Source organism: Cupriavidus sp. FW305-3-2-15-C-LB2 (assembly GCF_058787575.1).
The window spans coordinates 86,894-112,254 of the sequence record NZ_JBYSZW010000015.1; the positions used below are offsets into that span (position 1 = coordinate 86,894).

General features: G+C 66.0%; 24 protein-coding genes. 7 read left to right on the forward strand and 17 right to left on the reverse strand.

Annotated elements, in window-relative coordinates; genetic code table 11:
* Positions 1-48: 48 nt before the first annotated feature.
* The 9 genes from gph to AC3WRR_RS13690 form a co-directional block, all read right to left on the reverse strand.
* On the reverse strand, positions 49-744 hold the full coding sequence (gph, locus tag AC3WRR_RS13650; RefSeq protein WP_010809297.1) for a phosphoglycolate phosphatase: 696 nt from the start codon (positions 742-744) through the stop codon (positions 49-51).
* Positions 744-2,756 carry a transketolase gene (gene tkt / locus AC3WRR_RS13655; RefSeq protein ID WP_010809296.1) on the reverse strand — a complete coding sequence of 671 codons (2,013 nt, stop codon included), beginning with the start codon at positions 2,754-2,756 and terminating at the stop codon, positions 744-746. Before tkt ends, gph begins: the two co-directional genes overlap by 1 nt.
* A gap of 40 nt (positions 2,757-2,796) precedes the next feature.
* Positions 2,797-3,675 carry a phosphoribulokinase gene (locus AC3WRR_RS13660; RefSeq protein ID WP_010809295.1) on the reverse strand — a complete coding sequence of 293 codons (879 nt, stop codon included), beginning with the start codon at positions 3,673-3,675 and terminating at the stop codon, positions 2,797-2,799.
* Positions 3,676-3,686: 11 nt separating this feature from the next.
* Complete coding sequence (locus AC3WRR_RS13665) at positions 3,687-4,781, reverse strand: class 1 fructose-bisphosphatase (RefSeq protein ID WP_010809294.1); 1,095 nt, start codon at positions 4,779-4,781, stop codon at positions 3,687-3,689.
* A 56-nt stretch (positions 4,782-4,837) separates the two neighbouring features.
* Positions 4,838-5,563 (reverse strand): ribulose-phosphate 3-epimerase, encoded by a 726-nt coding sequence (rpe, locus tag AC3WRR_RS13670; protein WP_010809293.1) that lies wholly within the window; start codon positions 5,561-5,563, stop codon positions 4,838-4,840.
* A 1-nt stretch (position 5,564) separates the two neighbouring features.
* The gene (locus AC3WRR_RS13675; protein ID WP_010809292.1) at positions 5,565-6,329 is read right to left on the reverse strand and encodes an HAD family hydrolase; all 765 of its coding nucleotides are present in this window, start codon (positions 6,327-6,329) and stop codon (positions 5,565-5,567) included.
* Between the two features lie 3 nt (positions 6,330-6,332).
* Positions 6,333-7,274 carry a CbbX protein gene (gene cbbX, locus AC3WRR_RS13680; protein WP_010809291.1) on the reverse strand — a complete coding sequence of 314 codons (942 nt, stop codon included), beginning with the start codon at positions 7,272-7,274 and terminating at the stop codon, positions 6,333-6,335.
* 125 nt (positions 7,275-7,399) lie between these two features.
* Positions 7,400-7,819, reverse strand: coding sequence for a ribulose bisphosphate carboxylase small subunit (locus AC3WRR_RS13685; RefSeq protein ID WP_010809290.1), 420 nt, complete (start codon positions 7,817-7,819; stop codon positions 7,400-7,402).
* Positions 7,820-7,876: 57 nt separating this feature from the next.
* Positions 7,877-9,337, reverse strand: a complete 1,461-nt coding sequence (locus tag AC3WRR_RS13690; protein ID WP_010809289.1) for a form I ribulose bisphosphate carboxylase large subunit — start codon at positions 9,335-9,337, stop codon at positions 7,877-7,879.
* 167 nt (positions 9,338-9,504) lie between these two features.
* On the opposite strand from AC3WRR_RS13690, the gene AC3WRR_RS13695 reads away from it, so the two are divergent.
* From AC3WRR_RS13695 to AC3WRR_RS13710, 4 genes are all read left to right on the forward strand, one after another.
* Positions 9,505-10,458 carry a LysR family transcriptional regulator gene (locus AC3WRR_RS13695; RefSeq protein ID WP_010809288.1) on the forward strand — a complete coding sequence of 318 codons (954 nt, stop codon included), beginning with the start codon at positions 9,505-9,507 and terminating at the stop codon, positions 10,456-10,458.
* A gap of 573 nt (positions 10,459-11,031) precedes the next feature.
* A complete protein-coding gene (locus AC3WRR_RS13700; RefSeq protein WP_492297244.1) occupies positions 11,032-11,532 on the forward strand; it encodes a hypothetical protein in 501 nt (166 codons plus the stop codon).
* A 710-nt stretch (positions 11,533-12,242) separates the two neighbouring features.
* Positions 12,243-12,674, forward strand: coding sequence for an Imm50 family immunity protein (locus AC3WRR_RS13705; protein WP_081645164.1), 432 nt, complete (start codon positions 12,243-12,245; stop codon positions 12,672-12,674).
* A 59-nt stretch (positions 12,675-12,733) separates the two neighbouring features.
* Positions 12,734-13,063: a LysR substrate-binding domain-containing protein gene (locus AC3WRR_RS13710; protein WP_081645163.1), complete on the forward strand. Its 330-nt coding sequence runs from the start codon at positions 12,734-12,736 to the stop codon at positions 13,061-13,063.
* A 19-nt stretch (positions 13,064-13,082) separates the two neighbouring features.
* Here AC3WRR_RS13710 and AC3WRR_RS13715 read toward each other — a convergent pair whose 3' ends face one another.
* Complete coding sequence (locus AC3WRR_RS13715; RefSeq protein WP_010809286.1) at positions 13,083-13,925, reverse strand: universal stress protein; 843 nt, start codon at positions 13,923-13,925, stop codon at positions 13,083-13,085.
* 32 nt (positions 13,926-13,957) lie between these two features.
* The gene (locus AC3WRR_RS13720; protein ID WP_010809285.1) at positions 13,958-14,794 is read right to left on the reverse strand and encodes a universal stress protein; all 837 of its coding nucleotides are present in this window, start codon (positions 14,792-14,794) and stop codon (positions 13,958-13,960) included.
* Positions 14,795-15,098: 304 nt separating this feature from the next.
* Between AC3WRR_RS13720 and AC3WRR_RS13725 the strand changes: the two genes are divergently transcribed.
* Genes AC3WRR_RS13725 through AC3WRR_RS13735 form a run of 3 tightly spaced genes read left to right on the forward strand, consistent with a single transcriptional unit; the run spans position 15,099 to position 17,917 of the window.
* Complete coding sequence (locus AC3WRR_RS13725) at positions 15,099-15,554, forward strand: universal stress protein (protein WP_010809284.1); 456 nt, start codon at positions 15,099-15,101, stop codon at positions 15,552-15,554.
* A gap of 7 nt (positions 15,555-15,561) precedes the next feature.
* Entirely contained in the window at positions 15,562-16,575 is a 1,014-nt protein-coding gene (locus tag AC3WRR_RS13730; RefSeq protein WP_011617238.1) for a zinc-dependent alcohol dehydrogenase family protein, read from the forward strand.
* A gap of 19 nt (positions 16,576-16,594) precedes the next feature.
* Positions 16,595-17,917 carry a phosphoribosyltransferase gene (locus AC3WRR_RS13735; protein WP_010809282.1) on the forward strand — a complete coding sequence of 441 codons (1,323 nt, stop codon included), beginning with the start codon at positions 16,595-16,597 and terminating at the stop codon, positions 17,915-17,917.
* Between the two features lie 143 nt (positions 17,918-18,060).
* On the opposite strand, the gene AC3WRR_RS13740 is transcribed toward AC3WRR_RS13735, so the two are convergent.
* From AC3WRR_RS13740 to AC3WRR_RS13765, 6 genes are all read right to left on the reverse strand, one after another.
* Entirely contained in the window at positions 18,061-18,864 is an 804-nt protein-coding gene (locus tag AC3WRR_RS13740) for an IclR family transcriptional regulator (RefSeq protein ID WP_010809281.1), read from the reverse strand.
* A 168-nt stretch (positions 18,865-19,032) separates the two neighbouring features.
* Entirely contained in the window at positions 19,033-20,367 is a 1,335-nt protein-coding gene (locus tag AC3WRR_RS13745) for an MmgE/PrpD family protein (protein ID WP_010809280.1), read from the reverse strand.
* Between the two features lie 12 nt (positions 20,368-20,379).
* On the reverse strand, positions 20,380-21,228 hold the full coding sequence (locus AC3WRR_RS13750) for an alpha/beta fold hydrolase (protein ID WP_010809279.1): 849 nt from the start codon (positions 21,226-21,228) through the stop codon (positions 20,380-20,382).
* Positions 21,229-21,240: 12 nt separating this feature from the next.
* Complete coding sequence (locus AC3WRR_RS13755; protein WP_010809278.1) at positions 21,241-23,343, reverse strand: acetate--CoA ligase family protein; 2,103 nt, start codon at positions 23,341-23,343, stop codon at positions 21,241-21,243.
* 4 nt (positions 23,344-23,347) lie between these two features.
* Positions 23,348-24,142 (reverse strand): enoyl-CoA hydratase/isomerase family protein, encoded by a 795-nt coding sequence (locus AC3WRR_RS13760; protein ID WP_492297248.1) that lies wholly within the window; start codon positions 24,140-24,142, stop codon positions 23,348-23,350.
* Between the two features lie 50 nt (positions 24,143-24,192).
* Positions 24,193-25,188 (reverse strand): tripartite tricarboxylate transporter substrate binding protein, encoded by a 996-nt coding sequence (locus tag AC3WRR_RS13765; protein ID WP_010809276.1) that lies wholly within the window; start codon positions 25,186-25,188, stop codon positions 24,193-24,195.
* Positions 25,189-25,361: the final 173 nt, after the last annotated feature.

Consider the following 25,361-nt stretch of genomic DNA (forward strand, 5'->3'; position numbering starts at 1 on the left):
TACTTGTCTTGGTATCCTTGCCGGTCGCGCTGGCGCGCCGGCGCAACATCAGGCGGCTGGCGCCAGCCGCGCCGGCGTCAGCAGCGCCGGCAACGCCTCCAGCGAATCGAGCAGCGCATCCGCGCCCAGCGCCGCGGGCCCGCCGGGGCCGGCGTAGCCATAGCGCACCAGGCAGACCGGGATGCCGGCCGCGCGCGCCGCCGCCACGTCCACCGCCGAATCCCCCACCAGCACGCCCTGCGCCGTATCGACGTCGAGCAGGTTGCAGGCGTGGCGCAGCGGTTCGGGATCCGGTTTCATCTGCGCGATCGAGTCGCCCGCCACCAGCACTTCCAGGTACTGCGACAACCCGGTCAGCGCCAGCAGCGGCACCGCCAGCGCGCGCGGCTTGTTGGTGACGCAGGCAAGCCGGTAGCCCTGGCGCCTGAGCGCCTCCAGGCCTGCCTCCACGCCCGGGAACACCGACCCGAGGCGGCCGTTGGTCTCGGCATAGTGGCGGTGGAACATCGCCACGGCTTCGGCGGCCTCAACCCGCGGCGTAAGCCCGGCGGTCTCGAGCACGCGCCGCACCAGGTTGGGCACGCCGCGGCCGATGAAGCCGGCCACGGTGTCGAACGGCAATGCCGGGCTGCCGAAGTCGGCCAGCATGCGGTTGGCGGCCTCGACAATATCGGGCGCGCTGTCGACCAGCGTGCCGTCCAGGTCGATCAGCACCGCGGTGCAGGGCATGGATACGGTAGCCATCACGCCTCCTCCAGCAGCACGCGCGCGGCCGCGGCGACATGCGCCGGGGTCAGGCCGAAGTGCTGGTACAGCGCCTCGGCCGGCGCGGATTCGCCGAAGGTGTCGATGCCCAGCGCCAGGCCCTGCTCGCCCACCACGCCGCGCCAGAACCAGGTGCCGCCCGCCTCCACGCTGACGCGCGGCAGGCCAGGTGGCAGCACGGTGTCGCGGTACGCCACGTCCTGCGCGTAGAACAGCTCCACGCAGGGCATGGACACCACGCGCGCGGCGATGCCGGCATCGGCCAGGTCCAGCGCCGCGCGCATGGCGATTTCCACCTCGGAGCCAGTGGCAATCAGCACCACGCGCGGCGCCGGCACATCGCGCAGCACATAGCCGCCGCGCGCAATCTCCGCGCGCTGGGCCGGATTGCGCTCGAACGGCATCAGCGCCTGCCGCGACAGCACCAGGCAGCTCGGGCCATCCTCGCGCCGTAGCGCGGCCAGCCACGCGTACGCGGTCTCGGCGCCGTCGCAGGGACGCCAGACCTGGTTGTTGGGGATCAGGCGCAGGCTGGCGGCGTGTTCCACCGGCTGGTGGGTGGGACCGTCCTCGCCGAGCCCGATCGAGTCATGCGTCAGCACGTGGACCACGCGCAGGCGCATCAGCGCCGCCATGCGGATGGCATTGCGCGAGTAGTCCGAGAAGGTCATGAAGGTGCCGCCGTAGGGGATCAGCCCGCCATGCAGCGCAATGCCGTTCATCGCGGCGGCCATGCCGAACTCGCGCACGCCGTAGCTCACGTAGTTGCCATGCCCGGCATGGTTGACCCAGACCGACGCCTTGACATTGGTCAGGTTGGACCCGGTCAGGTCGGCCGAGCCGCCCAGCAGCTCGGGCAAGGCGGGCGTGAGCGCCTCCAGGCACAGCTGCGATGCCTTGCGCGTGGCGATCTTGCCTTGCAGCGGCGACGGCGCGTCCAGCAACGCCATCAATTCGGCATCGAAGCCCTCGGGCAGGCGGCCATTGGCACGGCGCACGAATTCTTCGGCCAGTTCGGGGTGCGCGGCGCAATAGCTGACGAAGCGCGCCTCCCATTCGGCCTCGCGCGCGGCGCCTTGCGCGCGTGCATCCCAGGCGTCGGCGACATCCGCCGGCACCGTGAAGGGCTCGGCTTCCCAGCCCAGCGCGGTGCGCATGGCGGCGATCTCCGGCGCGCCCAGCGGGGCGCCGTGCACATCGTGCCCGCCGGCCTTGGCGGGCGCGCCCTTGCCGATCACGGTGCGGCAGCAGATCAGCGTGGGCCGGTCGCGCTCGGCCTTGGCCTCGTGCAGCGCGGCATCGAGGGCGTGCGCATCGTGTCCGTCGACGTCCGCAATCACATGCCAGCCATAGGCGGCAAAGCGCTTCGGGGTGTCGTCGGCAAACCAGCCGGCGACCTCGCCGTCGATGGAGATACCGTTGTCGTCGTACAGGCAGATCAGCTTGCCCAGCCTGAGCGTGCCCGCCAGCGAGCAGGCCTCGTGGCTGAGTCCTTCCATCAGGCAGCCATCGCCAAGGAAGACGTAGGTGTGGTGGTCGACGATGTCGAAGCCGGGCCGGTTGAAGGTGGCGGCCAGCAGCTTCTCCGCCAGCGCCATGCCGACGGCATTGGCCAGGCCCTGTCCCAGCGGCCCGGTGGTGGTTTCCACGCCCGGCGTCACGCCAAGCTCCGGATGGCCGGGCGTGGCCGCGTGCAGCTGGCGGAACTGGCGCAGCTGCGACATCGGCAGGTCGTAGCCGGTCAGGTGCAGCAGCGCATACTGCAGCATGGACGCATGGCCGTTGGACAGCACGAAGCGGTCACGGTCGGGCCAGGCCGGGTTGGCCGGGTTGTGTCGCAGGTGGCGCCGCCACAGCACTTCGGCCATTTCGGCCATGCCCATGGGTGCGCCGGGGTGGCCCGATTTGGCCTGCTCCACCGCGTCGGCGGCCAGGAAGCGCAGCGCGTTGGCACAGCGCGCTGCGGAATCGATGCGTTCTGGTGCGTTCATTCAGGAGATCCTCGCGAGTCGGCGTTTCACGGTCGAGTCCTTACTGCGCGGCGCGCTTGCGGCGCTCCATCATGCGCAGCACGAAGGGCGTGAAGATCAGCTGCATGGCCAGCTCCATCTTGCCGCCGGGCACCACGATGGTGTTGGCGCGCGACATGAAGGAGTCGTGGATCATGCTCAGCAGGTACTGGAAGTCGATCCCCTTCGGGTTGGCAAAGCGGATCACCACCATGCTTTCATCGGGCGCGGGGATTTCGCGCGAGATAAAGGGGTTGGACGTATCCACGCACGGCACGCGCTGGAAGTTCACATGCGTGCGCGAGAACTGCGGGCAGATGTAATTCACGTAGTCCGGCATGCGGCGCAGGATGGTGTCGGTCACGGCCTCGGTCGAATAGCCGCGCTGCTTCTTGTCGCGCCAGAGCTTCTGGATCCATTCCAGGTTGATGACAGGGACCACGCCGATCAGCAGGTTGGGATACTGGGCGACATTGACCGAATCGGTGACCACGCCGCCGTGCAGGCCCTCGTAGAACAGCAGATCGGTATCGGCCGGCAGCGGCTCCCACTGCGTGAAGGTGCCGGGTTCCTGCCCGAACGGCGCGGCTTCCTCCGGGCTATGCAGGTAGTGCCGGTGCATGCCCGTGCCGGTTTCGGCATAGGAGCGGAACAGGTTCTCCAGCTCGCCGAACAGGTTGTTCTCCTCGCCGAAGTGGCTGAAGTTCATATTGCCGGTGCGCTCGGCCTCGGCCATCTTGACCTTCATCTCGGCGCGGTCATAGCGGTGGAAGCTGTCGCCTTCGATCACCACTGACTTCACGCCCTCGCGGCGGAAGATGTTCTCGAAGGTACGGGTCACCGACGTGGTACCGGCGCCCGAGGAGCCGGTGATGGCGATAATGGGATAACGTTCTGACATGGCCAGGCACCTCAGGCAGACGCGCGGAACAGGCTGCGCTCGTTGAACAGGGGACTCGGAAGGTCGGGATCGGTCTGGTCGGTGTGGTAGCCCTCGATCCGTTCCACTTCATTGCGCGAGCCGAAGATCACGCCAATGCGCTGGTGCAGCGCACCCGGCGCCACCGACATCAGCGTCTGCCGGCCCGTGCTGGCGCGCCCGCCAGCCTGCTCCATCAGGAAGGCAATCGGATTGGCCTCGTACAGCAGGCGCAGGCGGCCCGGCTTGGCGGGATCCTTGGAGTCGCGCGGGTACATGAAGACGCCGCCACGCATCAGGATGCGGTGCGCCTCGGCCACCATCGACGCGATCCAGCGCATATTGAAATCCTTGCCGCGCGGCCCGCTCTTGCCGGCCATGCACTCGGCGATGTAGCGCTGCACCGGCGCTTCCCAGAAGCGGCTGTTCGACGCATTGATGGCAAATTCCTGGGTATCGGCCGGCACCTGCAGGTTGGGGTGCGTGAGGAAGAACTCGCCCAGGTTGGGATCGAGCGTGAAGCCGTTGACGCCATTGCCCACGGTCAGCACCAGCATGGTGGTGGGACCGTAGAGCGCGTAGCCGGCCGCCACCTGGGCGCTGCCGGGCTGCAGGAAATCCTGCTCGGTGACGGCGCTTGCGCCCTCAGGCGCGCGCAGCACCGAGAAGATGCTGCCCACCGAGACATTGACGTCGATGTTGGATGAGCCGTCGAGCGGATCGAACAGCAGCAGGTACTTGCCGCGCGGGTAGTGATCCGGGATCTGGTAAGGCGCCTCCATCTCCTCCGACGCCATGCCGGCCAGGTACCCGCCCCACTCGTTGACGCGCAGGAAGGTGGTATTGCTCAGCACGTCCAGCTTCTGCTGGATTTCGCCCTGCACGTTGACGGCCCCTGCTTCTCCGGCTTGATTGCTGGCCTTGCCGTGCAAGCCCCCCAGCGCGCCGAAGGCAACCGCGCGCGCGATTTCCTTGCAGGCCATGGCGACGTTGAGAATCAGGCCGTTGAAGCCGCCGCTGGCATCCGGATAGCGGCGGCGTTCCTCGATCAGGAACTGCGTCAGGGTCATCCTTTGGACTTCAGGCATGACAGGTCTCCTATAGATTGGCTATGCATTCTTGTGTGGTGCCGGTGCGGGGCGGGCTACGTGACCGTGGCGGCCTCGCGCAAGCGGTAAAGGATGCTCGAGTAGCCGCCGTCGGCATCGGGCGCGCCGAACACGGCGCTGCCGGCAACGAAGGTGTCGGCGCCCGCTCGCGCGATCGCGGCAATGTTGTCGGCCTTGACGCCGCCGTCGATCTCCAGCCAGACCGGCCGCCCGCCGGCGTCCACCTGCCGGTCGATGCGCGCGCGTGCCTGGCGCACCTTGTCCAGCACGCCCGGAATGAAGGCCTGGCCGCCAAAGCCCGGGTTCACGCTCATCAGCAGCACCAGGTCGAGCTGGTCCAGCGTATGGTCCAGCCAGCCCAGCGGCGTGGCCGGGTTGAGCACCAGGCCTGCCTTGCAGCCGTGGTCGCGGATCAGGCCGATGGTGCGGTCGACATGGCGGCTCGCCTCCGGATGGAAGCTGATGATGTTGGCGCCGGCCTTGGCGAACAGCGGGATCAGCGCATCGACCGGTTCCACCATCAGATGCACGTCGATGGGGATGGAGACCAGCGGCCGGATTGCCTCGCACACCAGCGGGCCGATGGTCAGGTTGGGCACATAGTGGTTGTCCATCACATCGAAGTGCACCAGGTCTGCGCCGCCGGCCTCGATCGCGCACACCTCTTCGCCCAGGCGCGCGAAATCGGCCGACAGGATGGATGGCGCCAGGCGGATGGCACGCTGGCTGCCATGGCCGGTGTTGGGTTCAGTGGCATGCATGTCAGGTTGCCTCGATCAGGGTGCCGTGGTGCCAGGCGCGCAACGCGGCAAGGTCGGCCCAGCGGTTTGCCGCGCCGGGCACGTGCTGGGGCATGGGCTCGCCGGGATCGCCAAGATGCGGCAGCACCAGCAGCGCGCCCTCGAAGGAGTCCTGCGCGCTGAACGCGGTGGGCGTGACCACGGTGGGAATGCCGGCCGCCCGGGCGGCGCGCAGGCCGTTCGCCGAGTCCTCGATCGCCAGGCAGTCACCGCCTTCCAGGCCCAGCCGCTCCAGCACCGCCAGGTAGACATCGGGCGCCGGCTTCTTGATGGCCGTGGTGCCGGCGTCGCCGATGGCGGCAAAGCGACGGCGCCAGTCGGCGCCAAGCGGCGCCTGCAGCAGCGCGTCGAGGTTGGCCGGCGTGGTGGTGGTGGCAATCGCCAGCGGGAGCCCGGCCTCGCCGGCCTCGTCGATCAGGCGGGCAATGCCCGGGCGCAGCGGCAGGCCGCCCGCCCCGACGCGCTCGGCATAGTGGCGGGTCTTGATGGCGTGCACGGCGTCGATGGTTTCCTTCACCTTGCAGCCGCGGGCCTCTTCCGGGTCGACCATGCGCCAGTAATGCATCAGGCGCTCCTTGCCGCCGGCCACCTTGAGCAGGCGCGTATAGAGCGGCGCGTCCCAGTACCAGTCCAGGCCGACCTCCGCGAAGGCGGCATTGAAGGCTTGCAGATGCGCGCTTTCGGTATCGGCCAGGGTGCCGTCGACATCGAAAATCAGGGCTTGCATGGCTTACTCCTTGGCCGGCGTCCGTGCGTCCGGCGCGGCCTTCGAAAACACGCGGCTGGCAAGCAGGTCAGACGCGGTGATGGTGGTCAGGGTACGGTCGTCGACGACCGCGCCGGCATCGTCCAGCAGGCGCGAGGCATGGCGCAGGCGCGCGCGGTCCAGCGCATTGCGCACGCTGCGGGCATTGGCAAAGTGCGGCTGCGCCATGCGCCGGGCCAGGTAGTCGGCAAACACGGCCCGGCTTTCGTCGTCGAAGCGGTATTGCATCTCGGACAGCATCAGGTCGGCGATCTGGCGCAGCTCGTCGAGCTGGTAGTCGGGGAAATCGACATGGTGGGCAACGCGCGAGGACATGCCCGGGTTGGACTCGAAGAAACGGTCCATGCGGTCCTTGTAGCCGGCCAGGATCACCACCAGGTCGTCGCGGTTGTTCTCCATCACCTGCAGCAGGATCTCGATGGCCTCCTGGCCGTAGTCGCGCTCGTTCTCCGGGCGGTAGAGGTAGTAGGCCTCGTCGATGAAGAGCACCCCGCCCATGGCCTTCTTCAGGATCTCCTTGGTCTTGGGCGCGGTATGGCCGATGTACTGGCCGACCAGGTCGTCGCGGGTCACCGCCACCAGGTGGCCGCGGCGCACGTAGCCCAGCTGGTGCAGGATCTGCGCCATGCGCATGGCCACGGTGGTCTTGCCGGTGCCGGGATTGCCGGTGAAGCACATATGCAGGCTGGGCGCACCGGCGCTGAAGCCGCGCGCGGCGCGCAGCTTGTCCACCAGCAGCAAGGCGGCGATATCGCGGATGCGCGCTTTCACCGGCTTCAGCCCGATCAGCTCGCGGTCAAGCTGGGCCAGCAGCTCGGTGATGCCCGAGCTGGCCAGCGACTCGGCCAGCGATCCGGCCGGAGCGGCCGGCGGCTGCAGCGGTGCGGTCGTTTCAGGTGCGGACATGGCAGGCTCCGTGAGGATCAATCGAGCATCCGGCTCGAAAGATTCGAGGCGCAACTCCCCCCCGGTGCGCGGCCTTGCGGCGGCGCAACCGTGGGATTGCACAGTCAGGAAATCGCCGGCGCCGCTCAGTAGCGGCTGCCCTCGGGGCGTGCCTGCACAGCGTAGCTCTCGATCGAGTAGCGCATGGTGCGGCCGGGCTCTTCCTGTCGCACCAGGCGGAAGCCGGGCTCGTCCGCAGGACGGTTGACGATGAACGACATCACCACCGACTCCACCGTATGCGTCGAATCGAAGGCCGTGACGCGGATGTAGTGGTTGGGGAAGGTGCTGCGCGCGTTGTTGATCTCCAGCAGGATGCCGGCGGCATCGCGCAGGTCGAACATCGGCAGGCCGAACATCTCCCAGTAGGTATTGCGCGGATGCGGGTCGTCGGTGTACTCGATGCCGACCGCCCAGCCCTGGTTCAGGCAGTATTCAAGCTGGCTGGTGATCTGCGCGTCGGTGAGGTCGGGCAGGAAGGAGAAAGTGCCTTGAGTAATACGCATGATGTCCTCTCGTTCTTTGGGTTCGCTCGTCGTGCTTTGGTGGCGTCGCGCCAGGGCTCAGGCCACCGACGCGGTGGGCGCGAAGTCCGAGGTGTCGGTCGGCGTGTAGTTGAAGCTGATGTCGCCCCAGGTATCGAGCGCAGCCCGCAGCGGTCCGCACCAGCGCGCGGCATCGCGCAGGATCTCCGGCCCTTCGTTGAGGATGTCGCGGCCTTCGTTGCGCGCCAGCACCATCGCTTCCAGCGCAACGCGGTTGGCGGTGGCGCCGGCCTGGATGCCCTGCGGGTGGCCGATGGTGCCGCCACCGAACTGCAGCACCACGTCGTCGCCGAAGAGGCTGATCAGCTGGTGCATCTGGCCGGCGTGGATGCCGCCCGAGGCCACCGGCATCACCTTGCGCAGCGAAGCCCAGTCCTGGTCGAAGAACAGCCCGCGCGACAGGTCGGCATGGGTGTAGGCATCGCGGCAGACGTTGTAGTAGCCCTGCACGGTCAGCGGATCGCCTTCCAGCTTGCCCACCGCGGTGCCGGTGTGCATGTGGTCGACACCGGCCAGGCGCAGCCATTTGGCAATCACGCGGAACGACACGCCGTGGTTCTTCTGCCGGGTGTAGGTGCCATGGCCCGCGCGGTGCAGGTGCAGGATCATGTCGTTCTGGCGGCACCAGTTGCTCATGGACTGGATACAGGTCCAGCCGACGATCAGGTCGATCATGATGATGACCGAGCCCAGCGACTTGGCGAACTCGGCACGCCGGTACATCTCTTCCATGGTGCCGGCGGTCACGTTGAGGTAGCTGCCCTTGACCTCGCCGGTGGCGGCCGAGGCCTTGTTGACCGCGTCCATCACGAACAGGAAGCGGTCGCGCCAGTGCATGAAGGGCTGCGAGTTGATGTTCTCGTCATCCTTCATGAAGTCCAGCCCGCCCTTCAGGCCCTCATACACCACGCGGCCGTAGTTGCGGCCCGACAGGCCCAGCTTGGGCTTAGTGGTGGCGCCCAGCAGCGGACGGCCGAACTTGTCCAGGCGCTCGCGCTCGACGATGATGCCGGTGGACGGGCCGGCGAAGGTCTTCACGTAGGCGACCGGGAAGCGCATGTCTTCCAGGCGCGCCGCCTTGATCGGCTTGAAGCTGAAGACGTTGCCGATGATCGACGCGGTCAGGTTGGCGATCGAGCCTTCCTCGAACAGCGACAGGTCATAGGCCACGTAGCAGAAGAACTGCTCGGGGTTGTTGGGCACCGGGTCGACCCGGTAGGCCTTGGCACGGTACATGTCGCAGGCGGTCAGGCGGTCGGTCCACACCACCGTCCAGGTGGCGGTGGAGGACTCGCCGGCAACCGCGGCGGCGGCCTCGACCGGATCCACGCCGTCCTGCGGCGTGATGCGGAACAGCGCCAGCAGGTCGGTATCCTTGGGCTCGTAGTCGCCGTCCCAGTACCCCATTTCCTTGTACTTCATGACGCCGGCGTCGTAGCGCTTGCGCGGCTTGGCTTGGACCGATTCAGGTGCGTTCATGCTTGTCTCCTTGCGTGGTTGAGCGTCTTGGCTGCTGCGTTGATGCAAAGATATAAGCCCACCCACATAAGGTAAATTCAGATATTCTTAGCCCCTGTATAAGCAATCCCTTAAGTGCGGACCAAGCTGCACATCACGGGACCATCCAAAGCCGCCCCCAACCGCCCATGTCGTCCTTCCTGCGCGCCCTTACCCTTCGCCAGTTGCAGATCTTCGTCACCGTGGCCAGGCACGCCAGCTTCGTGCGCGCGGCCGAAGAACTGCACCTGACCCAGCCTGCGGTCTCGATGCAGGTCAAGCAGCTTGAATCCGTGGTCGGCATGGCGCTGTTCGAGCGGGTCAAGGGGCAGCTCACGCTGACCGAGCCCGGCGACCGCCTGCTGCACCATGCGTCCCGGATCCTCGGCGAGGTCAAGGACGCCGAGGAAGGCTTGCAGGCGGTCAAGGACGTCGAGCAGGGCTCGATCACGATCGGGCTGATCAGCACGTCGAAGTACTTCGCCCCCAAGCTGCTGGCCGGCTTTACCGCGCTGCACCCGGGCGTGGATCTGCGCATCGCCGAAGGCAACCGGGAAACGCTGCTGCGGCTGCTGCAGGACAACGCCATCGACCTCGCGCTGATGGGCCGCCCGCCGCGCGAACTGGATGCGGTGTCGGAACCCATCGCCGCGCATCCGCACGTGCTGGTGGCCTCGCCGCGGCACCCGTTACACGATGCAAAGGGGTTCGACCTGCAGGAACTGCGTCACGAGACCTTCCTGCTGCGCGAACCGGGTTCAGGCACCCGCACCGTGGCGGAGTACATGTTCCGGGACCACCTGTTCACGCCGGCCAAGGTGATCACCCTGGGCAGCAACGAGACCATCAAGCAGGCCGTGATGGCCGGCATGGGCATCAGCCTGTTGTCGCTGCACACGCTGGGACTGGAGCTGCGCACCGGCGAGATCGGGCTGCTGGACGTGGCCGGCACGCCGATCGAGCGCATCTGGCATGTTGCGCATATGTCCAGCAAGCGTTTGTCGCCGGCCAGCGAGAGCTGCCGCGCCTATTTGCTGGAGCACACTGCGGAGTTTTTGGGGAGGGAGTACGGGGGGCTGATGCCCGGGCGGCGGGTGGCCTGAGGTTCCAGGAGGGTTGGCTGGGATTAGAGAGCCATCCGTCCCGTCCCGGTCGGAACCCACTGGGCAGCGGCGGCTGGTGAAGGCCTTCGGATGACAAAGGCTAGAGAGAATTGCGAATCCTCTTGATCAAGCCGCAGCTTGATCGGACTGCTGCGGAGCATTTCCCCTCGGACTGAGGCGAATGTCTGGCGCGGCCGCTACGAGGGCAGTCCTGATGGCGGTTGGTCATACTGGGGAATGAAGGATAACCGCAGCTTCGGCTGCGGTTATTTACTTTGGACGCCTGATACAACGTTGGGCTGGCTGGACCGTCCCTTGTCGGCCATGAAGCGTCACTCGTTCGCTCCTTGACCAAGCCGCCCGAACGGCCGGTGTATCAACAAAGCCGCCCAAGCACTTCGCCTCATGTGTCCGGCTCGCGGCACGCTACGCAACCGTCGACTAGTTTTATGTGTACTCTAACGCACGCACATGCCTGCCGCTCCTCGTTAGCCTATAGGAGATTGAAGGCACTGATTAGACGTATGCTAGCAGCCGGTGGCATCTGCGGCTCAGCCCCCGTGGGGTGATGACATGAAAGCTCTCTCTCCATCCGAATGTTCGGCATGGTTGAAGCGTGAAGGTTGCCGCGAAAACCCGTATGGGGGAAAGGAATTTAGCCCAGCCTCATATATTCAGTTTGCCATTTCGAAAGCCGACGGGGGTGTCTCCCAGACGATTGATTGCATCCGTACTCTTCTTGGATCACCGCGAACCTGCCTGTTTCAGGTTACCGACTGGTCGCGGTATGCGGAGCATGAGAATTCAAGACTGATTGACCTGGAATCGAAAACTTCTGGCAACCCATTCGATGCTTGGGGCATGGTATTCGACGCCAGTGAAGTCGATGAAATGTTTGAGTGTTGTTTCCGGGTGGTCCAATGCGGAATGAGTGCTTACCTATACGTAGCGCGAATCGCTACCGTTTATTTCTGGGAAGGAGATCTTGTTGATGTCTGGACGAATGGCCCAGCAATGTGGGACCGGTTGGCCCAATGGCTAGGAAGCGAACAATTCCGCATTACAAGTTCTTAGCGACCGGCGAAGTTGCCCGGCGATCGGCGGTTGCACCTCGGAATCAGTCGTTACGGTCTCTCGGATCTGAAAGGCGGCTGAGGGTCGGTCAGAGACGGCCGCAGTTTCCTGGCGGGTAACGCAAGTCGCTTCTGACGTCCTGCATACATCAATGCAGGTTCAGAGCCGTCATGGCGGTAACAATGCGAAGGAGGGTCATGCAAACCGCGGAAGAGTTAATCGCCCAACGATTGCCAGGTATTCAATTGGGCATCTTCGAAGTCATATGGCCTGCATGTACATGGATTGATCACGTGGCATTGAGACCAAATGGGCGAGTTTGTTTCGTTCATATCCAATCTCACGTGGAGCCATCCGACGAAGAGTGGGAGGCCGGAACACGGCTGATGCGAGAGCTACTTGGTGTCGCAAGTGATGGGGCTAACCTCAGTATCGTATTCGAGCTCAGCCGCATGCGACCGAGCGATCGAACTCACGTCGTCGCAATGTCCGACACCTTATTCAAAGTCATTGCAAGTAGTGTGGCACCATGGCGGCTGAGGCACGGTAGATGATATCGACACTCATCTTCGGCATCGCCGGTGGATAGGCGCCCTCTCCAACGCAAGCGCAAGCTGGCCAGCCCTCGTTATGCTTCAATTGCCAAATATATCTGGATAGCCGCCGAGTACGGGAGGGGCGAAGCAATTTCTAGACTTTGGAGGTGAGCGATGGGCGTAGACAGTTCCGGAGGTGAGTCGGGTCAGACGTTGGTACAGAACAGCCAGTTGGTCCTGAATGCGTTTGGCTACTGGCCAGCCTTTCACGATTCTGAGGTTGTCACCTTCTGCATTAGGATTGCTGAAGAAGCAGGCGGGTATGTGGCTGATGCAACTATTGCAGTACGGCATGGCGGCCAGGACAATCCAAAGTGGACGGGCTCAAGGGAAGATCGGATCGTTGAATTCCTATGCCGAGATATAGCCGAGACCGACATCAATCTCAATGAACTGTCTGGCGGTGCATGGCTGGACGAGATCGTTATATCGAGGCAAGACAATGGTCGCTTTAGCTTTGATATGAGGCCCCTCGCCGGCTTTGACGTTCGATTCAATTGTCGATCTGTGGAGATCCTTGGGGTTGGCCCGGTGCCCTCCACTTGATCAGTGCTGGGTGCCATTGAGTTCAGCGACCGGCGGCGGTTGTACGTCGGAAGCGGTCGTTGCGCCGTCTTGCGTCCGAAAGGCGGTTCAGGGTCGGTCAGAGACGGCCACGCTTTGGCGGCGGGCATCCGATCAAGCAGGCGGTGATGGCCGGCATGGGCATCAGCCTGTTGTCGCTGCACACGCTGTCGCTGGAACTGCGCACCGGCGAGATCGCGCTGCTGGACGTGACCGGTACGCCGATCGAGCGCATCTGGCATGTCGCGCATATGTCCAGCAAGCGTTTGTCACCGGCGAGCGAGAGCTGCCGCGCCTATCTGCTGGAGCACACGGCGGAGTTTTTGGGGAAGGAATATGGCGGGCTGATGCCTGGGCGGCGCGTGGCTTGAGGTACCGGGAGGGTTCGCCTCAGTGCGACATGAAGACAGGCAAGCCTGACTGCCGCAGCAGGGCGCGGGTGGTGCCGCCCAGCACCAGCTCCCTCAGCCGGGAGCGGCCATAGCCGCCGGCGACCAGCAGGCCGGCCTGAACCTTGGCCGCAAGCTGTGGCAGAACGTGGTCGGGATCGCCCTCTCCGACCAGCAGACTGGCGCGGATGCCATGGCTGAGCAGCCATGCTGTCAGCCGATCGGCGCTGTCACGATAGGCCTCTTTCTCACCGGCAGCGCTGTACTTGCCAGCGCTGACCACCAGGACGGTAACGGCGCTGGCATGCACAAGCCACGGCAGTGCGTCCGCGACCGCGCGCGCGGCCTCCCGGCCGCCGTTCCATGCGATGGCGACATGGCCGCCAAGTCGCGGGCCGGACGCGCCCGGCACCAGCAGGATGGGCCGGCCTGCATTGAGCATTGCGTACTCCGCGACCCCGGCCAGCAAAGCCGGCACATCGGCCTGCGCCGAGGGCGCTGCGGGCAGGATGAGATCGGCGAAGCGGCCCTCGTCGGCAAGCGCCCAGCCAGACTCGGCTTCGACAACGATGTGCCGGCTGGGAATGGCCGGCGACACTTGCCCGGTCAGCGTTTCGAGTGCGTTCCTGTGAGCCGCAGCCAGCTTGTGCAAATGGTTCGCGGCAAGCACGCCGTATTGCCCGGCTTCTTCGCCCGCCCCGCGAAACGGCTCCAGGTGCGTTCCTGTTGCCGTCAGTCCGACCACGCTGCCGCCGGACTTTTCGGCAAGCCGTGCTGCCGTTTCAATGCGCGCGGACCGTGCAGCATCTTCGCTCAGGTCGACAAGGATGGTTCTGAAGTCCATGAGGTGATTCCACTCTTTGGTTTGACCTTGCATCATCGTGAAAACAGCACCGGTGCCGTCATCGAGTCAAGCAGCGTACGCGTGACACCGCCGAGCACCAGCTCCCGCATGCGACCGTGTCCGTAGGCACCCATCACGATCAGGTCGGCATCGAAATCCGCCGCGCGCGAAAGGATGAGTTCGCCGATGGTCAGGTCAGCCCCACCGGGACCGTGTTCGATTTCCACGGCGACGCCGTGGCGCTCCAGCACGCGTGCGGCGTGGCCGACCGGGGTGGCGTCGGCTCTGGCCTCCTTGGCCGCGGTCTGTGCGCAAAAAATGCGCGCCTGCGCGCCGGCCATCAGCGGCACGGCGTCGTGAAGCGCCCGCGCCGCCTCGCGGCTGCCATTCCACGCCACGATCACGCGCGTACCCAGCGATGGAAACGTGCCCGCGCACGGCACCACGAGCGTCGGTCGGCCGGTCTCCAGCAGCAGCGATTCCAGCAGTTGCCGGGCCACCGGACCTTCCGTATTGCCGGGGTCGTACTGGCCGGCAACGACCAGGCCGGCCTCGCGGGCCTCGCGCAGCACTGATGCCACCGCCCCCTGCTCCGCGGCGCGCCACTCCGCGCGCACCGGCATGGCCTGGGTTGCAGCCAGAAACTGCGCGCGGACGTCTTCCCTGACCTGCTTGCGCCGGGCCAGATCGTCCGCGACATATTGCTGCGCGCCGTCCATGAGGTAGAACCAGGCAGGATCGGGAATGAAACCTGCGTACATGCCGATCAGCCGGCACTGGCTGGCCGCCGCAAGTCGCCCCGCCACTTCGAGCCGCTGCCGTGCCTGCGGACTGCTGTCCAGATGCACGAGGATGCTGTCGTAAGCCATGATCGCCCTCCCCCTCAACTACAGACCAGTCTAGGCAGCAAGGCCGACCGGCGCTTGACCCGGATCAACGGGCCAGCCATGCGGCGACATGGCTCAAGTTCGTCCTGATGTGCGGTGGAGGCTACTGCGAACAAGGTATGTAAAACCGTCAAGCCATGCGGCCATCACTTCTGTCTGCGGTCAGTTTCTCGCGGCGCCTGCCCCTTCGGGTTGACCTATCTCAAGCGCATATCGAGGCCGGCGCCTACGCTGAATGCAGCGAATCGCAACATCGAGCACACCCTTGCCCTTCAGGAGATCCATCATGTACCAGCGCATCCTGCTCGCCGTCGATGGCAGCCGTTCTTCCGACCTGGCACTGAGCCAGGCCATCATCATCGCCAAGGCAACCGGGGCCGAGGTCAAGGCGCTGTTCGTGGTAGACGACAGCGATGTGTTCTTCGAGGCCAGTTACTTCAATCCAAAAGAACTGGTCGACAACATCACCGCGCACGGCCGCAAGGCACTGGATGCCGCCTCAGCCAGGCTCAGCGAAGCAGGCGTGCGCAATTCGGTGAAACTGGATGAAAAGCCGGTGGCGCCGGGCCGGATCTCGTTGACCATTGTCACCGAAGCCGATGCGTGGAATGCCGACCTGATCGTGCTTGGCACCCACGGCCGCCGCGGCGTCCGGCGCCTGCTGATGGGCAGCGTGTCGGAAGGCGTGCTTGCCAAGACCAGCAAGCCCGTGCTCCTGGTCCGCAGCGAAGTCGAAGGTTAGGCGCGCCATGCCCCACCAAACCATGCGTGCAATGGTCTTCGAGGGCGCAGGCCTGCCGCTGCGCCTCCACCACTTGCCGGTTGCCGAACCGGGGCCCGGCGAACTTCGCATTGCCGTGGGAGCTTGCGGGGTGTGCCGGACCGACCTGCATATCGCCGACGGCGACCTGCGCCATCCCAAGCCGGTGCTCATCCCGGGACATGAAATCGTCGGACAGGTGGATTCGTGCGGCGCCGGTGTCACCGTCTTCAAGCCGGGGGACCGCGTCGGTGTGCCCTGGCTCGGACATAGCTGTGGCCATTGTCGCTACTGCCTGCGTCATCACGAGAATCTTTGCGACGCACCGCTGTTCACTGGCTATACCCGCGATGGCGGCTATGCGGAGTACGTTGTTGCCGACAGCGGCTATTGCTTCCGGATTCCGCCCGGCTACGATGACGAACACGCCGCGCCACTACTCTGCGCGGGCCTGATCGGCTACCGGACGCTGCGCATGGCGGGCGCAGCCAGCCATGCGCAGCGCGTCGGCATCTACGGCTTCGGCGCCGCCGCCCACCTGGTGACGCAGATCGCGGTGGCGCAAGGCCGCGAAGTCTACGCCTTCACCCGCACGGGCGACGCAGGCGCCCAGCAACTCGCCTACCAATCCGGTGCGTGCTGGGCCGGCTCGAGCGAGCTCGAGTCGCCCGTGCCGCTGGACGCCGCGCTGATTTTCGCCCCGGTGGGCGCGCTGGTGCCCAAGGCGCTGCGCGCCGTGGACAAGGGTGGCATCGTGGTCTGTGGCGGAATTCATATGAGCGATATCCCAAGCATGCCTTACCAGCTGCTTTGGGAAGAAAGGCGCCTGTGTTCCGTAGCCAACCTCACGCGTGCCGACGGCATCGCGCTGATGGATATCGCCGCCCGGACGCCGCTGCATACGCACACCACCGCGTATCCGCTGGAGCAGGCCAACGAAGCACTGGCCGACCTGCGCGAGGGCCGGCTTACCGGCGCCGCCGTCCTGAAAGTCCGTCAATAGATCCCTGGCAGATAGATCGATGAGCCGTTACCAGACACGTTTTCAGGCGCGTGAGCATGCGGGCTCGGAGCTCGCCTGGGCGTTGCGCGCGTATCGGGGAACCGATGCCCTGGTGCTGGCGATTCCGCGCGGCGGCGTGCCGGTCGGGCGTGTTGTGGCCGACGCACTGGGCGCTGACTTCGACCTGGTGATGGCGCGCAGGATCGTTCCTGGCGTAGCACTGGACGACTCTGGCGCGACATGGTGCACGGACGCAATGGACGCAAATGGCGGCGCCGACAGCCAGCGTGATGCCCAGTTCGACCAGCTTCGCAGGCAGCGCGCCGTGTATACGCCGGTCCGCAAGCTGGCGGATCCGGGCGGTCGCGTGGTGATCGTCGTGGATGACGGCCTGGTGAGCGGCGCAACGATGTATGCGGCCCTCGCCAGCCTGCGCAAGCGGCAACCTGCCCGGCTCATATGCGCACTCCCGATCGCCACCCCAGCCGGGCTGGACCGGGTCCGCGCCCTGGCCGACGAAGTCATCTGCCTGGATACTCCGGACCGCATCGAAAACCTCGCGCACTTCTATCATGAGTTCCAGCTGGTCAGCGACGACCGCGTGCGACAGTTGACAGGGATACCGCCAACGCAGCCCCGGACCCGTGCCCGGCCAGGTGCGGTGGCGGGCGTGCCGTCGTTGAGCAAGGCGATGCTGATTCCGTATCAGACCACTCGGCTGCGGGCCATGCTCGAAACGGCCCCGAACCCGGTCGGCGTCGCGGTGATGGTGTATGCCGGTGGCGCGCAACGCCGTGCAGCCCGCAGCAATTACCTGGCACGCAAGCTGCGCGCGAAAGGATTCGCCACCATGCTCGTAGACCTGCAGCCTGACAGCCGCGTCGACGACGCACCGGAATCGGAGGTCGATGAGCTGGTGGCAAGACTGGACCAGACCTTGAGCTTCCTGCGTACTGGGACCCCTTGCGCAAGCTTGCCTGTGGGCCTGCTAAGTACCGGCACCGCAGCGGCGGCAGCCTTGCGCTCAGCCGCGTGCGGCGCGACGCAACTCAGCGCCGTGGCCTGTGTTGCGGGGCGGCTGGATCTCGCGGGCAGCGCAACCCTGCGGCAGCTTGAAATCCCTGCCTTGCTGATATGTGCCAGCGGCAATCCGAAAGACATCCAGATCAACAATCTTGCATTCGAGCAGATGCATTGTCCGCGGCAACTGAGGCTCATCCCGACCAGCGGCCGCGGATTTGAAGACCGCAGGGCCCTGGAAGACATCGCGGCACTCACGATAGGCTGGTTCGAGCGACACCTTGCGAGCCCATCTTGTCCCCGCCTGGGTTACGGCGGATGACCATGCCTGGCGGCTACGCCGGGCTGCGCCTGATGCGTGAGGCTCAACCCCAAAGACCGGACAACAATCTTGGGACCAATAACGGGGAGCCCGGCCTTTGACATGGGGCGAAAGCCGGCGCGGATCTCGATACCGCAGCGCCCCTACTCCACGCGCGGCATCCGCTCCTGTATCGCCGCTGCAAGTTCCATCAGTGGCTTGGCCAGCGCCGCCTCGACAGCACCGGCATCCTGGTGCGTGGATACGCTGACGTTCAATACATGGACGGCATATTCGTCAAATCGCAATGGTGTTGCCATGGCCACAACCTGAGGCTGCCATGACGCGACGCAGTAGCCTTTCTCATGCACGGAAGACACCGCAGCATCGATTTCGCGTCGCAGCTCCCCCCAGCCGCGGCCGCGGTTCTTGTCGGCCATGGCCCTCATCATCGCGTTGAACGCCTCAGGTGCCAGCGTTGCGAGGTGCGCGCGGCCGAGAGAGGTCAGCGCCATCGGGATGCGCTGCCCGCTCACCACCGTGCGCAGTGACTGGCGCCGGTTGTAGCGGAACGACTCCAGGTAAATCATCTCATCTCCCTCCGCCACCGCCAGTCCGACATTGATCTTGTGCCGCATGGCAACCTCGGCCATCATCGGCGCCGCGACCCTGAGAACCTGCGAGCCGTCGCGCATGGCATGCGCCATGCTGAGGACCGGCACACCCAGCCGGTAGGCCCGGCACTGCGGGACATACTCGAGCATGCCGGTCTCAATCAGCGACTGCGTCAGGCGGCTGACGGTCGAGCGGGACAAGCCGGTGCGCTCGGCAATCTCGCTGTTGCCGAGCATGGACGCGCCGGCGCGGAAGGCGCGCAGTACGGCAATGCCACGTTCGAGCGAGCGGTTGGGCGTCGCCTTGCCTTGGCCTGGTTTGATCCGTTCGATGTTGACGGTGCTGTTTGGCATGACAGGGGATCACTGCGCACCAGTGACCGTTCTGGAAAGCGGCGTCCGGTGCATGCATTTGCTGAGGTTGCACCCGCCGCAGGCAATGCTACTCGATGCCGATCTCCTTGTCCTACACCGCTTGTGTTCGTCATGCCGGTGACCGCGTTGGCGCCGGAGCGCCGCTGCTCAGCCAAACAGGCTGACCACCGGCTCCGTCTCGACGTGCCAGATCTTCTGCGCCAGCCGGCGCGCGCCATCGGCGCCTATCACCGGCGCTGCCAGTTCGATCAGCTTGCCGCCGAGGTCAGCGTCGGACAGCGGGTCCTCCGGATCGCCCTTGCGATTTGGCTGCAAGTAGTCTGCCGTGGCCCCGTCCAGGGTTTCGATCTCAATCCTTGCCGCGCGCTTGCCAGGAAACCAGCCGTCGATTTCAGGATCGACCTCGACAGTCATGCAGTCCATCAGCCGGCGCGTCTCGCTGTCCCACAACCGTTCCGGCGTGTAGGCCGACAAGCGCACGCTGCCATGCACCAGGGCGGCGGCGACGATGAACTTGAGGCTGAACTTGGCTTCGTTCTCGCTCCTGGGGTCGAGATAGCAGGCGATATCCAGCGCCGGGCGATACGTGGCGACGCGGATGCGACGGATCTGGGCGGTGTCGATGCCCAGCTTCGCTTTCAGCGCCAGCGCGCCGTCGATTGCCGCAAAGGTATGGCCGCAGCCAATGTGGTTCTTGAAGGTCAGCCGGCAAATATGGAAGTCTTGCCCAAGCGTCGATGCCAGCCCGTTCCAGTCAGGGCCGTCCGACATCGCTCGCCCCATGCCGGTCTCACCGTCGAGCACATCGAGCGAACCGGTGATGCCGGCAATGGCGGCGCGGGCGGCCAGCAATCCGCCCTCCGCTGCGCGGCCTGCGTGCAGCGGCTTGGACATCGAGTCCATGCGGAACGCCTGCTGCAGTCCGGCGGCGAAGGTCGCCGCGGTCGCCAGCGCGTGGGCAAGCTGCTCCTCGCTCGCCCCATGGATAAACGCCGCGGCGGCCGCCGCGCCAAACGTGCCGACAGTCGCGGTGCTGTGCCAGAAGCGATAGTGCGCCCGGCCCAGCACGACGCCGATGCGCGTTGAAACCTCATAGCCGACGACGATGCCCTTGAGCAGCGTCTCGCCGCTGGCGCCCGCGTCCTGTGCCGCAGCAATGGCGGCGGCGATGGTGGCGGCGCCGGGGTGGTACATGGCATCACGGAAACTGTCATCGATCTCGGCAGCGTGGGCGGCAGCGCCATTGAGCAGCGCCGCGGCGCGCGCCGTGGCGCGTTGCCCCATTGGCAGGGTGGCGTTGCCGCGGCCAAGCTCCTCTTCCAGCACGCGCTGCAGGCGCTGGACCGCATCGGTGCCGATGCCCGGGAACAGCGCCGCATGCCAGTCGACCAGCGCGCGCTTCGCATGATGCATCACCTCGGCTGGCAGCGGTCCTGCCTTGATGATGCTGAAGAACGGCCCAAAGGCCTCGGTTGCGTTCAAGATAGGTTCTCCTCAGCCGGCCTGCGCCGGCGTGTCGGGGAGCTGCTGCAGCCATGCCTGCAGCAGCCGGTTGACTTGTTGGTGGGCCTCATACTGGACCCAATGGCCGGCGCCCGGCACCACGCTGACACTGACTTCGGGCGCGTCGGCTGATGCATGCCGCGAGTCGCGGGCGATCCCGGCAATCGATTCGGGCGACATGGTCACGTCCGCTTCGCCCCAGATCATCAATACCGGGCCGGGAAAGCGCGCCAGCGCCTGCTGCAATCCGCCTGCGCGCGAGATCGATTTGCTATGGAAGCGGGTCGCACGACAGGCACGCGTGTGGATGGCCACGGCTTCGCTGTCGATGGCGGCCGGATCGGCGATCATGAATGCCGCCAGATTGTCGCGCATCGCCGCGGCAAGCGCGTGCGGATCGTGGCAGCGGCGCCAGTCGACCAGCGCCCGCGTCATGCGGCGCGGACCGCCATGGCCGGCCGGCCCGAGCAACGCCAGGCGACCGACATCGATATCGCCAAGGCCCGCATGGGTCGCAAGGTGCACCGCCACCAGCGCGCCGAAGGAAAAGCCCACCAGGTCGACACGGCCAGGTGATAGCTGGGCCAGCGAGCGGGCCAGGATCTCGACGACTCCAGGCAGATCGGCGCGCGGCGCCGCACCGGAATCGCCAAAGCCCGGCATGTCTGGCACCAGCAGCCGGCGGTTCCGGGACAACGGCCCGATATTGCGCGTCCAGTGCTGCCAGCTGCCATGGCCGCCATGCAACAGCACGCTCGCCGGGCCGTCGCCAAAGCTTCGCCAGATGATCTCGCACCCATCGACCGAAGTCACCAACACACCGTCGCGCACGTTGCACATGCCAGGGTCTCGTCAGGGCTTGTCGTTGCCGGCCAGCACCGCCACGCCATCGGCGGCCATCACACCCTGCCCTTCGGGCAGCACGAACACGGGATTCATCTCCGCCTCGACCAGCCGGTCGCCAAGCGTGGCGACCATGCGCGAGAAGGCGACGATCGCGTCGGCCAGGGCTTCCACATCCGCCTTCGGCCGGCCCCGGAAGCCCTGCAGCAGCGGGGCCGTCTTCAGGCGCCCGATCATCGCCAGCGCGGCGTCGCGGCTCAATCCGCGCTCGCCAGGCAGCAGCCGCAGCGTGGTATCGCCGAACAGCTCCGCGGTCACGCCGCCCATGCCGAGCAGGATCGCGGTGCCCAGCGCGTCGCGGTGCATACCGAGGATCACTTCGACGCCGGCCTTGACCATTTCCTGCACCAGGAAGCGTTGGGGCGCGATACCCGTGGCCGACTGCACGTCGCTTGCCATTCTTGCCAGCCGGCTTCCCACCTCCGCAGGCGGGACATTGACGGCCACGCCGCCGACATCGCTCTTGTGGGTGATCTCGGCCGACAGGATCTTCAGCACGACATTGCCGCTGAAGGCTTGCGCCGCCGCCATCGCCTCGGCGCCATCGGCAACCACAACCTCCTTCGCAACCGGTACGCCGAAACCGGCGAACAAGGTCTTGGCCGCGGCTTCGTCGAGCGAGCCGGTGCCATAGGAGGTGAGATCGGGCAACGGCAGCGTGGGAGTGCCCGCTTCGTCGACCGCGCCGAGCTTGCCGGCACGCAGCATCGCGTCGATCGCCACCGTGCAAGCCTCCGGCGCGGAAAACGCCGGCACGCCACGGCGATTGAGCAGCGATGCGACTTCCGGCGCATGCGGGCTCACGTACGCAATCACCGGTTTGTCGCTATGGGGCAGGCAGTCGCGAATGGCATTGGCCATCAGGTCTGGCATGGCCAGGCTGGACGAGCCCACGATGACTGCGACCGCGTCGTAGCTCGGGCTGTCGAGCAGGATGCGGATCGCTGCGCGGAGCAGGTCGGGCTGCAGCCCGGCCAGGGTTACGTCGATCGGGTTGCGGTCGAGCGCCGCGTGGTCGCCCTTCTGCAGCGCGCGCAGCTTCGCCGCGGTCGCTTCGTCAGGGGCCGGGGTCTCGAAGCCGGCCACGCCCAGGCTGTCGGAGACCAGCGTGCCGGCGCCGCCGGTCGAGGTCAGGATCGCAACGCGATTGCCAGTCAGTTTGCGCCCGGTAGCCAGGGCGGCGGGCATGTCGAGCAGGTCCGAGAAGGTCTGCGCGCGAATCACGCCGACCTGCTCAAAGAGCGCGTCATACATGCGATCCGTACCGGCCAACGCGCCGGTATGTGACACCGCGGCGCGCGCACCACTCTCGGAGCGGCCGATCTTGAACGCCACCACCGGCTTGCCGGCGCGCGCCGCCTTCAGCGCCGCGCGGCGGAACGTCTCCGGGTTGCGCACGCTCTCGACATACAGCGCGATCACGCGGGTGGCCTCGTCATCGGCCAGATAATCGATAAAGTCGGCCAGATCCAGGTCGACTTCATTGCTGGTCGAAACCAGCTTGGACAGGCCGATGCCGCGTGCCGCGGCGCGCGACAGCAAGGCACCGAGGATGCCGCCGCTTTGCGACACCACGCCAATGCTGCCGGTCGGGAACTGGTCCATCTCCAGCGCGCCGCTGGCCGACAGCGGGATGTTGTCGGTCAGGTTGACCAGGCCGATGGTATTGGGCCCCAGCAGGCGCATGCTGCCGGCCGCCTCGATCAGCTCAGCCTGGCGCCGCGCGCCCTCGGCGCCGGTCTCGGTATAGCCGCTCGCCAGCACGATGGCCGCGCCGGCGCCGCGCGCCGCCAGGTCGCGCACGGCCAGGTGCGCACGCTCGGCGCCCAGCAGCACGATGCCGACGTCCGGCACTTCGGGCAGCGAGGCAATGTCCGGAAAGCAAGGCAGCCCGTCGATCGACTCGACCTTGGGGTTGACCGGGTAGATCGCCCCGCTGAACCCATGCTTGCGCAGGTAGGAAACCGGGCGGCCTGCAGTCTTTGCGGGGTCGGCGGATGCGCCAATCACGGCAACGCTGCGCGGCGTGACAAGTCTTTGGATGGCATTCATGTGGTCAGGCGTTGCTGGCGGTCTTGTTCAGGAAAGCCAGCACGGAGTCGCGATGCTCGGTGCTGGTGTAGCAGATGCCCTGCGCCTGGCTGCCCTGGGCGAAGACCTGGTCGGCGGGCAGTTCGAAGGACTGGTTCATGATGCTCTTGCCCAGCGCGATCGCGGTAGCCGAGCCCTGGCTCAGTTGCGCCGCCCAGCTCAGCGCATCGTCGATCAGCGCTTCGGGCTTGCTCAGGCGGTCCGCGATGCCGAGGGCCGCGGCCTCCTGCGCCTCGACCTTGCGGCCCGTGAAGACCAGTTCCTTCGCTGCCGACAGCCCTACGCGGCGCGGCAGGAAATACATGCCGCCACCGTCCGGGATCAGGCCCCGGTTGATATAGGACCAGGAGAACGACGCCGCTTCGGACGCCAGCACGAAATCGCAGCACAGCGCGGTATCGGCACCCAGCCCGGCCGCGGCACCGTTGACCGCGGCGATGGTGGGCTTGGGCATGGTGTGGAGCAGCTTCACGGTGTAGTGGACCCGCTGCTGGCGGCTCCAGCCATTGAAGCCCACCTCGCCGATGGGCGCCTCCATGCGGCGCTGCATGCCGGCCACGTCGCCGCCGGCGCAGAAGCCCTTGCCGTTCCCGGTGAGCACCAGGGCACGAATGGCCTTGTCCGCCGCCACGCGCTCCAGCGCGTCGATGAATTCCGAGCGCATGTCGTCGCTCATGGCATTGCGCTTGTCGGGGCGGGTAAAGGTGAGCAGCGCGATGCCCGATTCGATCTTCAGTTCAATCAGGGAATAGTTGTCCATGGTCCTGTCCGGTGCTATGTGTGCGATCTGTTTTTTTACGAGTGCCGCGCTCAGTCGGCCGTGATATTGGCGTCCTTGATGACCTTGCTCCAGCGCTGGCTCTCGGCCTTGACGTAGCGGCCGAACTCATCTGGTGTGCCGCCACTGATGGCAAGCCCCTCCTGTTCGGCGCGCTTGCGGAACGCGTCGGTGTGCACGGCCTTCTTCGCCGCGGCGTTCAGCCGCGTGATCACCGCCGGCGGCGTGCCGGCCGGTACGAACAGGCCATACCAGCTATCCGCCACATAATTGGGCACGCCGCTTTCCGCGATCGTTGGCACCTTGCTCAGCGCCGGCGCCTGCGAGCGCTGTGCGGTCGTGACCGCCACCGCCCGAAGCTTGCCGCTCTCCAGGTGCGGCGCGACTGCGGCTGCCGTGGCGAACATCACATCGACCTGCCCGCCGAGCAGGTCCGTGATCGCCGGGCCGGCGCCGCGATAAGGAATGTGGTTCAAGTCGACCCTGGCCATGTTCTTGAACAGCTCGCCGGCCAGGTGCGCCGAAGTGCCCGCGCCTTGCGAGGCGTAGTTGAGCTTGCCCGGCTTGGCCTTGGCGGCCGCGATCAGGTCCTGCACGGTCTTGATGGGGCTGTCCGGCTTCACCACCAGCACGTTGGGCGAGCGGCCCACCAGCATGACCGGCGCGAACGCCTTCTCCGTATCGAACGGCAGTTTCTTGTGCAGGCTCGGGTTGACCGCGTGGGCCAGCGTCGCCATCACCAGCGTGTAGCCGTCTGGCGCGCTCTTGGCCACCGCATCGGTGCCGATAATGGTGCTGCCGCCCGGCTTGTTATCGACGATGACGGGCTGGCCAAGGTCCTCGCCCATGGTAATGCCCATGGCACGCGCCACCAGGTCCGTGCCGCCGCCGGGGGCGAACGGCACCACCATGCGGATCGGCTTGTCGGGAAAGGCTGCGAGCGCCGGCAAAGGCGCTGTCGCCGCCATGAGGAACGGAATGGCTGCCTTGGCAAGCCGGCGGAACAATCCGGTGCAGAACCGATGCATGCTTTGTCTCCTGGAACGAGTCGGAACGCCGCGGCCATCACACTGCGTGCACCGGGCGCGTTTCTTTGTTGGAGACAGCTTAGGCCCAGGCGGGCGATTCCACACCCCCACAATTCCACTGTATGGAATTCATAGGGCGCCATCCCGCGCGGCAAAAAAGGAGGCCCTGCAGA

Coding starts and splice junctions, on each gene's coding strand:
- gph (WP_010809297.1), bottom strand. CDS start 744: ATGGCTACCGTATCCATGCCCTGCACCGCGGTGCTGATCGACCTGGAC.
- AC3WRR_RS13705 (WP_081645164.1), top strand. CDS start 12,243: ATGGGCGTAGACAGTTCCGGAGGTGAGTCGGGTCAGACGTTGGTACAG.
- AC3WRR_RS13695 (WP_010809288.1), top strand. CDS start 9,505: ATGTCGTCCTTCCTGCGCGCCCTTACCCTTCGCCAGTTGCAGATCTTC.
- AC3WRR_RS13750 (WP_010809279.1), bottom strand. CDS start 21,228: ATGTGCAACGTGCGCGACGGTGTGTTGGTGACTTCGGTCGATGGGTGC.
- AC3WRR_RS13665 (WP_010809294.1), bottom strand. CDS start 4,781: ATGCCTGAAGTCCAAAGGATGACCCTGACGCAGTTCCTGATCGAGGAA.
- AC3WRR_RS13675 (WP_010809292.1), bottom strand. CDS start 6,329: ATGCAAGCCCTGATTTTCGATGTCGACGGCACCCTGGCCGATACCGAA.
- AC3WRR_RS13730 (WP_011617238.1), top strand. CDS start 15,562: ATGCCCCACCAAACCATGCGTGCAATGGTCTTCGAGGGCGCAGGCCTG.
- AC3WRR_RS13760 (WP_492297248.1), bottom strand. CDS start 24,142: ATGGACAACTATTCCCTGATTGAACTGAAGATCGAATCGGGCATCGCG.
- AC3WRR_RS13765 (WP_010809276.1), bottom strand. CDS start 25,188: ATGCATCGGTTCTGCACCGGATTGTTCCGCCGGCTTGCCAAGGCAGCC.
- AC3WRR_RS13725 (WP_010809284.1), top strand. CDS start 15,099: ATGTACCAGCGCATCCTGCTCGCCGTCGATGGCAGCCGTTCTTCCGAC.
- AC3WRR_RS13660 (WP_010809295.1), bottom strand. CDS start 3,675: ATGTCAGAACGTTATCCCATTATCGCCATCACCGGCTCCTCGGGCGCC.
- AC3WRR_RS13715 (WP_010809286.1), bottom strand. CDS start 13,925: ATGGACTTCAGAACCATCCTTGTCGACCTGAGCGAAGATGCTGCACGG.
- AC3WRR_RS13735 (WP_010809282.1), top strand. CDS start 16,595: ATGAGCCGTTACCAGACACGTTTTCAGGCGCGTGAGCATGCGGGCTCG.
- cbbX (WP_010809291.1), bottom strand. CDS start 7,274: ATGTCCGCACCTGAAACGACCGCACCGCTGCAGCCGCCGGCCGCTCCG.
- AC3WRR_RS13755 (WP_010809278.1), bottom strand. CDS start 23,343: ATGAATGCCATCCAAAGACTTGTCACGCCGCGCAGCGTTGCCGTGATT.
- AC3WRR_RS13685 (WP_010809290.1), bottom strand. CDS start 7,819: ATGCGTATTACTCAAGGCACTTTCTCCTTCCTGCCCGACCTCACCGAC.
- AC3WRR_RS13690 (WP_010809289.1), bottom strand. CDS start 9,337: ATGAACGCACCTGAATCGGTCCAAGCCAAGCCGCGCAAGCGCTACGAC.
- AC3WRR_RS13720 (WP_010809285.1), bottom strand. CDS start 14,794: ATGGCTTACGACAGCATCCTCGTGCATCTGGACAGCAGTCCGCAGGCA.
- AC3WRR_RS13700 (WP_492297244.1), top strand. CDS start 11,032: ATGAAAGCTCTCTCTCCATCCGAATGTTCGGCATGGTTGAAGCGTGAA.
- rpe (WP_010809293.1), bottom strand. CDS start 5,563: ATGCATGCCACTGAACCCAACACCGGCCATGGCAGCCAGCGTGCCATC.
- tkt (WP_010809296.1), bottom strand. CDS start 2,756: ATGAACGCACCAGAACGCATCGATTCCGCAGCGCGCTGTGCCAACGCG.
- AC3WRR_RS13740 (WP_010809281.1), bottom strand. CDS start 18,864: ATGCCAAACAGCACCGTCAACATCGAACGGATCAAACCAGGCCAAGGC.